This is a genomic window from Parabacteroides sp. AF18-52 (assembly GCF_003479145.1).
Taxonomy (GTDB): Bacteria; Bacteroidota; Bacteroidia; order Bacteroidales; family Tannerellaceae; genus Parabacteroides; species Parabacteroides faecis.
The window spans coordinates 41,642-53,391 of record NZ_QUGR01000028.1; the positions used below are offsets into that span (position 1 = coordinate 41,642).

The following is an 11,750-nucleotide window of genomic DNA, read 5'->3' on the forward strand; positions in this document are numbered from 1 at the left end:
ATGAGATATACATTATATATTATATTGGCTTTAGCGGGAATAGTGAATCTGTTTACTGCTTGCTCGAAGGCAGAGGAGACTGTTCAGCCGGAAAGTGAGTACGGTTATTTCTCACTGGATCTGGAAGTGACTCAACCTAACCTGTCAGTTATAACAAAGGCTATGGGAGTTGACGTGAATCAGTTTTTCGTAGTCATAACAGGAAAGGATAATGGCTATAAAAAGGAATTTGTTACTTTTCAGGAGCTGAAAGAGGGTGGAACGTTGCGATTGGAAAAAGGAAATTATACAGTTGCTGTATCTTCGGAAAAGACTCAAATGCCGGAAGTCGCAACGACTCCTTTCTATGCCGGAGACAAAGATCTGACGATTCAGGCAAATTTCTTTTCAAAATGTGAGGTGACTTGTCTGATGCAACAGGTTCGTGTAAAGGTGAAGCTGGAAAAAGAGTTGATGGATGCTTTAACCGGAGTGGGTGTTTGTCTTACAAATGGAAATGCCGGAGGAAGTCATAATTTTACCTTATCGCCAACTGGAGAAAGTGATGAGATTTATATAAAACCAACAGACGCTCTCCGGTTGTCTTTTACTGCAATAGAGAAGGAATATCAGGAACCTATCAGTTACAATGAACTATTAAAATACAAGGATGAGAGATTTCCGGTTGCAAACGATTATGTAACTGTTACTATCGGATTAGCAACGGATGGCACAAAAGCTCTTTCTACCCGTTCTGCAGATAGGGCGTTCACTATTAAAATGACTGTTCAATGAAAAAAAATAGAATGTTTATAAGTAGGCTGTTTTTGGGTATTTGTCTTCTGGGAACAGTTTCTTGCGAAATGCGGGATGAATTACGGAACCGCATGCCGGGTAAGACGGACGTAGAAGCTGTAGGCGGTTTTTCTTTGGATCTGTTGTCGAAAGAGACAGCGACCCGTGCTGAAAATGTGGTCGACCAATATACTGTTCAGATCGTGAATACAAATGGAGAAGTTGTTCGCGAATACGATTCTTATACTCAGCTTCAGGAAGCAGGTAGTGTTATTGAATTGCCGGTGGGTACTTATAAGGTACGTTCCGCTTCTTATGCCGGGGATGAGGAAGAGGCCTCTATAAATAAACCGTATTATTTCAGTGAAAAAGAGTTTTCGGTGAATGCCGGAGAGGTAACAAACTTGAAAGATACCTGCAAGCTGAATAGTGTTGTTGTGAATGTCAACTATGATGAGAGTTTCCTGAGTGAGGTAGAGGATAATTATGCCGTTACCTTCACGAATGGTACGGGTGTATTGACAATGAACAAGGATGTGAATGGAGTGGCTTACTTTCGTACGGCTCCATCGATGTTGATTGCTGTCCGTGCCACCACAAAGAATGGAACTGAAGTTTACAAAGCTCAGAGCATGGCGAGTAAGGATGGAAGTTCGTTGAAACCGGAAGATAAATTCGAGATCAATCTGGGTATTAAAGATACAATTCCTGCTAATCCCGGAACTCCGGATAATCCGAATACCCCCGATAATCCGGACAATCCTGACGATCCGAATAACCCTGATAATCCGGATACTCCCGATGTTGGAGGAGATAGTCATTTCGATATAACGATCGATGTGACCCTGAATGGTAAGGATGTCGACATAACAATCCCTTCACCCGATCAACCGACCCCTAATCCTGATCCAACACCAAATCCTGATCCCGATCCGACTCCTGACCCGGGACCGTCTTATGCGGCTCCTACTATCGTTGGAAGAGGATTTAATTTAGGAAGTACATTGACCGATCCTACAACCGTGCAAGTCGATATTACGGCAGAAGCTGGTATTGCAAATTTGATCGTGACGATTGATTCACCAATCCTTTCGGATGAGCTTCTAGGTGCAGTAGGATTGGAAAAAACGTTCGATTTGGCTAATCCGGGCAAGAATGAGGAAGGCTTAAAAAGTTTAGGTTTATTAGGAAATGAACCTGTTGCAGGAAAAACATCCCAGTTGTTTGATGTGAGTCTGTTTATGGGTGTTCTTTCTGAATTAGGTGATCCCGGACCTCATAAATTCCATTTGAAAGTGGTAGATAAAAAAGGTCGGGAAGTGTCTAAGACGCTATCTATACAGTTTTCATTATAATGTAATAAGCAATGAAAAAAAATAGTTTATTTTTAATAGTAGCATTGTTAACCACTTTGTTCTCTTGCAATTCGGATGAAAAAGTGAACAGTAATGGTTTCATACGGATTGATGTTGTTACCAATACTTCCGTTATAACAAAAGCTGAAGAGAATGTGGAGATCAAGAACATTCGTTTGGTTATCTCCAATATAACGGAGAATTCATCTGACAAAGATTGGTCAAAAGAGTATAATTTTGCTCCGAATGAATCTATTGGAGATATTGAACTGGCACCTGGAAAATATAAGTTGGTCGCTATAGCAAGTAACGGAAACGAAACGTTAAATGGTTTTAATCCTGTTTATAGGGGAGAAACTACTGCAGAGGTTATAGCCGGTGAAACAAGATCTGCTCAGCTAGAATGTAAACTGACGACTGTCAAGGTGTCGGTTGAATATGATCAGAATCTGAAGGATACTTATCAAACTGAATATAAAACAGTCGTAGGAGGTGTCACTTTTTCAAGTGATGAAGAAGGGCGTGCCGGATATATTACTCCCGGTGACCTTTCTGTTGATTTTATGTTCAAAAACAATGCGGGAAGCTGGCAGACTATCTCTTTAAAGAAAATAGCAGAAGCGAAGGCGTGTGAATATTATAAGATCAAAATCTCTATGAAGTCAACGGAGGGTGGAGAAGGAGAGTCTTCTGAAGGTGCAGCGAATGTTACGATTCAGTTTGGTGAGGAGAACCCACAAGATATAAATATTGGGATTGTATTGCCAGAAATTATTGTTCAAACGCGAACTGCTGAATTTGAATTTTTTACAGCAACCTTAAGAGGTTTTTATTCAACTCCATCTGGGAAAGACGCGCCAATAGATAAATTATTCTTTTATTATAGAAAAAGGACAGAGCCAGCTTCTCAATGGATATCAACTCCTGCTATAAGAGTAAACAATGATGAATATAATTATCAAGCTTCATTACAAAATTTAGAAGCTGGTACTGATTATGAATATATGTTTATGGAGAAAGGAAATGTTATGACTTTTACAACAAAAGAAGATCTAGTCGAAACTCTTCCTGCTAATGCTTGGAGTAGATTTGTTTATCTATATGGAACGTGGGCTAGTAACCCTGATGTATCGGAAGTCTATTTTGAATGGCGAGAGAAAAATAGTTCGACATGGCAAAAAATAACAGAAAATATAACTGTTAACAATGGAGTTTATCAGGCTGTACTGAAGAATCTCGTACCAGAAAAAGATTATGAATATAGATTTGCGAATTCAATTGTTCAGGACTTCACAACGGCGCAGATTGCTCAATTGCCTTATAGTGATTTTGAAACTTGGTCGATTTATACAGGCAAATATATAGGGAAAAAATTTGAAACTTATTATCTTGGAACTCAGTCTGAAGCTAATAATCATGATGCATTTTGGGATTCAGGTAATTATGGAACATCTTCAGGATTAGCGGCTTTTGCTTATAAAAATCCTACACAATCAGCAGATGGTAAACGTACAGATGGACTTGGTAATAAAGTGGCTTATTTAAAGTCTCAGTTTGTAGGAATTGGTAGTGCTGGACAATTTGCTGCGGGCAATCTATATATAGGTAAATATGGTGAAACCATAGGAACAAGCGGCGCTAAAATCAATTTTGGTCGTAAATGGACAGTGCGACCAACTTCTTTACACGGTTGGTATAAATACAAAGCAGGTACGATTGATTATCAGGGGAAAAATGGACCTCAAGTTAAAGATAGTCCGGATCAGTGCGCCATTTATATAGCCTTAGTAAAAACGACAAATCCAGTATCTGAGGAATTATACCATTTGCTTAATAATACGGATATTAGCACATTTATAGATTTTTCTGAAAACAATAAGGATATAATAGCATATGGTGAGATATCGGAGAGCCAGAGTAAAGGATCAATAAATAATGATTGGGAAGAATTTGATGTACCATTAATTTATCGAGATAAAGAAGCTATTCCTACTCATATTCTGGTGGTAACCTCAGCTAGTAAATATGGAGACTATTTTACTGGTAGTACAAGTAGTGAAATGTGGCTTGATGATTTTGAATTAAAGTATGATTATATACCATCACTTGATCCAATAAATTAGAAATACGAAGCCAAGTCCTTGCACTTGGCTTTCAAACTCAAACATGAAAAATAAAATAACAATCTTATTAGCAATAAGCCTTCTCTTCCCTCTCTTCCTGCAAGCCAAGAAGAAACGTGAGCAAGTAGACCGGGGCATTCAATCATCTACCTTTATCCCGAAAGGGCAGTGGATGGTGGGAGGTAGTTTTTCCTATACAGAAAGCAGTTCTGACGATTACAAGTTCTTGATCCTGAAGAATGTTGAAGGAAAGAACTATTCATTCAGTGTCAGTCCTAGTTTCGGATATTTCATTCGGGATAATGTTGCTGTGGGTGGCCGTTTTTCCTATACCCGCGATTATATTGATATAGGGAACCTGGATATCGATCTGAATGAGGACCTCTCGTTTAAGATCAATAACGCCTCCCTTTTACAACATATGATTTACGGAACAGGTTTCGTGCGTACATATATTAATCTGGGAAACAGCAAACGTTTCGGTCTGTTCAATGAAGCTCGCGTAACTTTCGGTGCCGGACAGGGAAAGACCTATTCCGGCGAAGGTGAGACACTCGATGGCGTCTACGAAAAGATCAAACACTTGCAAGTCGGTATCGCTCCCGGTATGACCGCTTTCATTACCAATAATGCGGCGGTGGAAGTTTCGGTTGGTGTGATGGGTTTCGACTCCAAATGGATCGAACAGGATCATAATAAAGTAATCGAGGGGTCACGGCGGGAAACTTCTGCTAAGTTTAAGATCGATCTTTTTTCTATTAACCTGGGTATGACCTATTATTTTTAATCGCCATGAAAAGAAATATACTTTTAAAAATGACCGGTTGTTGCCGTTTGTCTTTGTTGATGGCGGCTTGTTGCCTGTTAAACAGTTGTATAGAGAATGATGTGCCCTATCCTTATCTGGTGGGACAGATCACCGGCATTACCGTGGATGGAATGAGCGGGAACCCGCAGATACAGAACAACAACCGGACAGTCAGCATCGAAGTGAACGACCAGGTAGATATACAGGCACTTCGCATTACCCGTTTGCAGGTAACGAACGATGCTTCGGTCTTTCCCGATACCCTGAAATGTCTCAATGTGGAAGCTTTTCCGGAAAAAGGGTTTCCTTCTTTGGATAGCGTGCCGTCGTCAGCAGATACCCGGATAGACTTTTCTGCTCCGGTACACATTATGTTGAAAACTTACCAGGATTATCTTTGGACTGTTTCGGTAACACAGGTGTTCAACCGTAGTATAAAACTGTCTAAGCAGGTAGGAGATGCCGTTTTCGATGTGAAAAACAAGCAGGCTGTTGTGTATGTGACCGAAGATCAGTCGTTGAAAAATATTACAGTGGAGTCAATGCAGCTAGGGAGTTCGGTTGCCGTTACTACCCCCGAACCCACGGAAGTGAAAGACTTTTCCCGTCCGGTCATATTTGAAGTGAAAGCGTTTGGTCGGACAGAAAAATGGACAGTCAATGTACTTTACACGGATAACACATCTTCGGATATCTCTGTCTTTCCGCGGACGAAGCAAGCTATTGTAAGCGGTGGTATCCAGAGTGGTGCTTCCGTTGCTGTGGAGTATAAAGAAAAAAATGCAGCGCAATGGACTGAACTTGCTACTGCAAACGTCAAGGTTGACGGTACTAATTTTACAGCCGATATAACCGGCCTGACTCCTGCAACAGCTTACCAATGCCGTGCCAATATCAATGGGGCTGCCGGAGCTACGCTTGATTTTACAACGGCATCGGCTGAAATGATAACCAACGGCAGCTTCGATGAATGGAGCCAGGATGCGGCAAAGCCGAAATTATGGTATCCGTGGGCCGATGGCGGTACTTCTTTCTGGGATACCGGAAATAAAGGAGCTACCCTGGTAGGAGGCGACAGTAACTCAATGCCTACCGAAGAAACCAGTAACGGAAAAGGACGTGCAGCCAAGCTCGAATCCAAATATGTATTGGTGAAGTTTGCTGCCGGCAACATTTTCAGCGGAAGTTATCTCAGAACCGATGTCACTGATGGTGTGCTTAGTTTCGGCCGTCCGTTTAGCTCTTTTCCGACAAAGCTGAAAATACATTATAAATACAATCCGAAACCGATCGATAAGACAAGTGCATCCTATGGAGATTACGCCCATTTGCTGGGACGTCCGGATTCCTGTTTTATCTATTTGGCATTAACGGATTGGGATGCTCCGCTGGAGATACGGACTCGTCCGGCTAACCGTCAGTTGTTCGATAAGAATGACAAAAACGTGATAGCATATACAGAACTGATAAACGGTACGGAATCTTCTTCTTATCAGGAAGTGGAGCTTCCCATTACTTATCGCTACACCAATCGTACTCCGAAATATATGGTCCTGGTGGCTACTTCCAGTAAATACGGAGATTATTTTACCGGAGGTGAAGGCAGTACCCTCTGGATAGATGATTTCGAATTAATATACGAATAAACCAAATAATTCCGTACCTTTGCCCCTCAAAAAGAGAACACAAGGTATGGAAAAACATTTTAAGAGAACGCTGATAACTACGGCGTTGCCGTATGCGAATGGTCCGGTACATATTGGTCATCTGGCAGGTGTGTATGTGCCTGCCGATATATATGCCCGCTACCTTCGTCTGAAAGGAGAAGATGTATTGATGATCGGAGGATCGGATGAGCACGGTGTGCCTATTACGCTCCGGGCTAAGAAAGAAGGAGTAACGCCGCAGGATGTGGTGGATCGTTTTCATGGTATCATCAAGAAGTCTTTTGAGGAATTCGGCATCACGTTCGATATCTATTCCCGTACTACTTCGCCTACACATCGTCAGGTAGCGTCGGATTTCTTCCGGACACTGTATGAAAAAGGCGAATTCATCGAGAAGACCAGCGAACAATATTACGACGAGGAAGCCAAACAGTTCCTTGCCGACCGCTATATTACCGGAACATGCCCGCATTGCGGTAACGAAAAAGCTTATGGCGACCAATGTGAAGCCTGCGGTACTTCGTTGAGCCCGACAGACCTGATCAATCCGAAGTCTGCTATCAGTGGCAGTGAGCCGGTTATGAAGGAAACCAAACACTGGTATCTGCCGCTGGATAAACATGAACCGTTCCTACGTAAGTGGATACTGGAGGATCATAAGGAATGGAAGCCGAACGTATACGGACAGTGTAAGAGCTGGTTGGATATGGGATTGCAGCCACGTGCCGTAAGCCGTGACCTGGACTGGGGTATTCCTGTCCCGGTGGAAGGAGCAGAAGGCAAGGTGCTTTATGTGTGGTTCGATGCCCCGATCGGTTATATCTCCAATACGAAAGAGCTGTTGCCGGATAGCTGGGAAACCTGGTGGAAAGATCCTGAAACAAAGATGGTACATTTCATCGGAAAGGATAACATCGTATTCCATTGTATCGTATTCCCGTCGATGTTGAAGGCTGAAGGTTCTTTCAACCTGCCGGAGAATGTTCCTGCCAATGAGTTCCTGAATCTGGAAGGCGATAAGATCTCTACTTCCCGTAACTGGGCGGTGTGGTTGAATGAGTACCTGGTGGATATGCCGGGCAAACAGGATGTATTGCGTTATGTATTGACAGCCAATGCTCCGGAAACAAAAGACAATGACTTTACCTGGAAAGATTTCCAGGCACGCAATAATAACGAACTGGTCGCTATTCTGGGTAACTTTGTGAACCGTGCTTTGGTTCTTACGGAGAAATATTTCGACGGAAAAGTACCGGCTGTAGGCGAACTGACAGATTATGACCGTCAGACATTGAAGGATTTCGAGGACGTGAAAGCAAATGTGGAACGTCTGCTGGATATCTATCATTTCCGTGATGCCCAGAAAGAAGCCATGAATCTGGCCCGTATCGGTAATAAATACCTGGCGGATACAGAACCCTGGAAGCTGGCAAAGACGGATATGCCGCGTGTGGCTACGATCATGAACATAGCTTTACAAATCACTGCTAACCTGGCTATCGCTTTCGAACCGTTCCTGCCGTTCAGTATGGAGAAACTGAATAAGATGCTGAATGTGGAACCGTTGGGTTGGAACCGTCTGGGAGCGACCGACTTGCTCGAAGCCGGTCATCAGCTAGGTAAATCGGAATTGTTGTTTGAGAAGATTGAAGACAGTGTGATCGAAGCCCAGGTTCAGAAATTGCTGGATACGAAGAAGGCGAACGAAGAGGCGAATTATAAGGCGAAACCGGTCCGTGAGAATATAGAGTTTGATGATTTTACAAAACTGGATATCCGTGTAGGTACTATCCTGGAATGTACGAAAGTGCCGAAGGCTGATAAGTTGTTGCAGTTCCGCATCGACGACGGTCTGGAAAAACGTACGATCGTTTCAGGTATTGCCCAGCATTATGCTCCGGAAGACCTGATAGGTAAACAAGTTTGTTTTATTGCAAACCTGGCTCCACGTAAACTGAAAGGTATCGTATCGGAAGGTATGATCCTGTCTGCTGAAGACTTCGACGGTAAGCTGGCTGTTATCACCCCGGAGAAAGAAGTGAAACCGGGTAGCGAAGTAAAGTAATATGATTTTTCCGGTATTATGATGTATAAGAGTACCGGGAATATGAACGATAAGAAAGCCGGTATTCTTACCTGTAAGAGTCCCGGCTTTTTCATAGATGAGAGTCCCTAAGCTCTTATCTCTCATAGGAAAAATGTTAACAACCTTTCGTACAATAAAAGAATGACCGGAACGTTTTAATCTTCAAAAGATAAAAGCGGAATATAACAGAAAAGATGATTGAGAAACAGATACAAATGGTCGATTTGCAAGGACAGTACCATCGCCTGAAAGAGGAGATAGACGCTGCTATGCAGACAGTTATTGAAAGTAGTGTTTTCATCAACGGACCTCAGGTGAAAGCGTTTAGCGACCACTTGGCCAAATATCTGGATATTCCTTATGTAGTTCCTTGTGGGAACGGGACGGATGCACTTCAGATTGCCCTGATGGCTTTAAAGTTGCAGCCGGGAGATGAGGTGATCGTCCCTGCGTTCACTTATGTGGCCGCTGCCGAGGTGATCGCATTGCTGGGCCTGACTCCTGTCCTGGTGGATGTCGATCCGCATACTTATAATATCGATCCCCGTAAAATAGAAGAATCCATCTCCCGTAACACCAAGGCGATCATTGCCGTTCATCTATTCGGTCAGTCCTGTGATATGGAACCGATCCTGAAGATCGCGGGAATGTATCATCTTTATGTGGTGGAGGATAATGCCCAGTCGATCGGTGCGGAGTACACTTTCCCGGATGGACGTGTGAAAAAAACAGGAACGATGGGGATCATTGGTACGACTTCGTTTTTCCCGTCCAAGCCGTTAGCTTGTTATGGCGATGGAGGAGCATTGATGACTTCGGATGAAGAGCTGGCAAAGCGTATCCGTATGATTGCTAATCATGGGCAGGAACGTAAATACCATCATAAACTGATCGGGTGTAATTCAAGGCTGGACACATTGCATGCGGCCGTTCTCGATGTTAAGTTGAAACACATAGATGAGTTTACCGCTGCCCGGCAGGCTGTTGCTGCAAAATATGATGAAGCTCTAGCTTCATGCGGACAGTTGATTCTTCCGCGAAAAAGTACTTTTTCCACCCATGTGTACCATCAGTATACTGTCCGGTTGAAACCGTCTGGCGATGTTACGGATACGGCAAAATACCGGGAGTCTTTACAGGCATCGTTAAAGGAAAAAGGTATTCCGACCATGGTCTATTACCCATTACCATTACAAGCACAGGAAGCTTATAAATGGATGGCGCGTACGCCGGGAAATATGGATGAAGCCGCCCGTTTAAGTCAATGTGTTTTATCTTTGCCTATCCATACGGAGATGACAGGCAAAGAGTTGGAATATATAATAGATACATTATTAAAGGAATTACAAGATAGAAAAATGTGAAACATTTTTCAGTTGACAGTTGACAGTTGACAGTTGACAGTTGACAGTTGACAGTTAGGCTTCACTATCGAATATAGAAAAATAAAAAAAAGGAGTCTATCCGTCTATCGGCTATCTGTCATCAATAAGGTATGCTTGGTTACAGGTTCATTTGCCGTCAGTTTTAACTGACGGATTAGTAAATGATCTATCTTTTGGACTTTAGTCCCATTTTGAAACAGTCTCTCTATTTGAGGGAAATGTGGCTAAAGCCCAAAAAGAAAAACAACTTGTAAACCGTCGGTTAAAACCGACGGCAAATGAACCGGTAATAGCGAAGTCACTTTGATAAAAGGATAGCTCAATTCTGATAATTATTGAGACATTCAAAGCGGATAAAAATATGAAAGAGAATAAAATAAAGTTTGCGGTAGTCGGCTGTGGTCATATCGGGAAACGCCATGCGGAGATGGTAACCCGTGATCCGGGAGCTGAACTGGTAGCCTTGTGTGATATCCGTCCTCGTGAAGAACTAGGAATAGATACTTATGCTGTGCCTTTCTTTGCAGATTTGACGGAACTGTTACAGAGTGGCATTCATATAGATGTCGTTAACATCTGTACGCCGAACGGTTTGCATGCTTCTATGGCCGTGCAGGCAATAGAGGCAGGTTGCAATGTGGTCGTCGAGAAACCGATGGCATTGACATTGGCTGATGCAGAAAAGGTTGTGTATGCTTCCCTGAAATATCGTAAGCAGGTATTCTGTGTGATGCAAAACCGTTATTCTCCTCCTTCGGTATGGATCAAGGATATGATCGATTCCGGTAAACTGGGAAAAATATATATGGTCCAACTCAATTGTTACTGGAACCGTGACGAGCGTTATTATAAACCCGGTGGCTGGCATGGTGATGCTGCACTGGATGGCGGAACACTTTTTACCCAGTTCTCTCATTTTATTGATATCATGTACTGGTTGTTTGGCGATATCTGTAATATCCAGGCTCGTTTTGCTGATTTCAATCATGAGAAGCTGACCGATTTTGAGGATTCAGGTTTTGTGAACTTCAATTTTGTAAACGGAGGAATGGGCAGCCTGAGCTATTCGACTTCCGTTTGGGACAAAAATATGGAAAGCAGTATGTTGATCGTTGCCGAGAACGGTAGCGTCAGGATTGGCGGGCAATATATGAACGAAGTGGAATATTGCCATGTGAAGGATTACGAGATGCCCGAGCTGGCTCCAACCAATCCGGGTAATGATTACGGCCCTTACAAAGGATCGGCTCAGAATCATAACTTCGTGATCCGTAATGTGGTCCGTGTCCTTTCCGGTTCCGGTTCGGAATGTATCACAACGAACGTATTGGAAGGTATGAAAGTTGTGGACATTATACAACGTATCTATGCCCAAAAGTAACAATACAAATATCCGTTTGATATATATTGAATGAAAGGTCTACAATTATCAAAAGAAAAGAACATATATGTGTTTTATTCGTTTGATATATATCAAACGAATAAACGTTTGTGATGTCCTGTCCTGAAATAAGTTGACAAAACACCACGGTAAACTTATGTCAGAATCGAA

Annotated in this window: 8 protein-coding genes; all 8 read left to right on the plus strand. The window is 42.6% G+C overall.

The features are described 5' to 3' along the window. The 8 genes from DWX23_RS24170 (at position 1) to DWX23_RS24205 (ending at position 11,579) form a co-directional block, all read left to right on the plus strand. Positions 1 to 774, plus strand: a complete 774-nt coding sequence (locus DWX23_RS24170) for a DUF4493 domain-containing protein (RefSeq protein WP_122376391.1) — start codon at positions 1 to 3, stop codon at positions 772 to 774. A gap of 11 nt (positions 775 to 785) precedes the next feature. Continuing rightward, a complete protein-coding gene (locus DWX23_RS24175) occupies positions 786 to 2,129 on the plus strand; it encodes a DUF4493 domain-containing protein (RefSeq protein ID WP_199673381.1) in 1,344 nt (447 codons plus the stop codon). A gap of 11 nt (positions 2,130 to 2,140) precedes the next feature. After that, entirely contained in the window at positions 2,141 to 4,252 is a 2,112-nt protein-coding gene (locus DWX23_RS24180) for a PCMD domain-containing protein (protein ID WP_122376393.1), read from the plus strand. A 43-nt stretch (positions 4,253 to 4,295) separates the two neighbouring features. After that, the gene (locus tag DWX23_RS24185; protein ID WP_122376394.1) at positions 4,296 to 5,039 is read left to right on the plus strand and encodes an outer membrane beta-barrel protein; all 744 of its coding nucleotides are present in this window, start codon (positions 4,296 to 4,298) and stop codon (positions 5,037 to 5,039) included. 5 nt (positions 5,040 to 5,044) lie between these two features. Next, positions 5,045 to 6,706: a PCMD domain-containing protein gene (locus DWX23_RS24190; RefSeq protein ID WP_233587770.1), complete on the plus strand. Its 1,662-nt coding sequence runs from the start codon at positions 5,045 to 5,047 to the stop codon at positions 6,704 to 6,706. Between the two features lie 46 nt (positions 6,707 to 6,752). Continuing rightward, positions 6,753 to 8,792 (plus strand): methionine--tRNA ligase, encoded by a 2,040-nt coding sequence (gene metG, locus DWX23_RS24195; protein WP_122376395.1) that lies wholly within the window; start codon positions 6,753 to 6,755, stop codon positions 8,790 to 8,792. A gap of 215 nt (positions 8,793 to 9,007) precedes the next feature. Continuing rightward, positions 9,008 to 10,177: a DegT/DnrJ/EryC1/StrS aminotransferase family protein gene (locus DWX23_RS24200; protein ID WP_199673383.1), complete on the plus strand. Its 1,170-nt coding sequence runs from the start codon at positions 9,008 to 9,010 to the stop codon at positions 10,175 to 10,177. A 382-nt stretch (positions 10,178 to 10,559) separates the two neighbouring features. Then, a complete protein-coding gene (locus DWX23_RS24205; RefSeq protein WP_122376396.1) occupies positions 10,560 to 11,579 on the plus strand; it encodes a Gfo/Idh/MocA family protein in 1,020 nt (339 codons plus the stop codon). The last annotated feature ends 171 nt before the right edge of the window (positions 11,580 to 11,750 follow it).

What these genes read in the sequence shown, in the direction of transcription:
- DWX23_RS24170 (WP_122376391.1), top strand. Translation starts at nt 1, where the DNA reads ATGAGATATACATTATATATTATATTGGCTTTAGCGGGAATAGTGAAT.
- DWX23_RS24175 (WP_199673381.1), top strand. Translation starts at nt 786, where the DNA reads ATGTTTATAAGTAGGCTGTTTTTGGGTATTTGTCTTCTGGGAACAGTT.
- DWX23_RS24180 (WP_122376393.1), top strand. Translation starts at nt 2,141, where the DNA reads ATGAAAAAAAATAGTTTATTTTTAATAGTAGCATTGTTAACCACTTTG.
- DWX23_RS24185 (WP_122376394.1), top strand. Translation starts at nt 4,296, where the DNA reads ATGAAAAATAAAATAACAATCTTATTAGCAATAAGCCTTCTCTTCCCT.
- DWX23_RS24190 (WP_233587770.1), top strand. Translation starts at nt 5,045, where the DNA reads ATGAAAAGAAATATACTTTTAAAAATGACCGGTTGTTGCCGTTTGTCT.
- metG (WP_122376395.1), top strand. Translation starts at nt 6,753, where the DNA reads ATGGAAAAACATTTTAAGAGAACGCTGATAACTACGGCGTTGCCGTAT.
- DWX23_RS24200 (WP_199673383.1), top strand. Translation starts at nt 9,008, where the DNA reads ATGATTGAGAAACAGATACAAATGGTCGATTTGCAAGGACAGTACCAT.
- DWX23_RS24205 (WP_122376396.1), top strand. Translation starts at nt 10,560, where the DNA reads ATGAAAGAGAATAAAATAAAGTTTGCGGTAGTCGGCTGTGGTCATATC.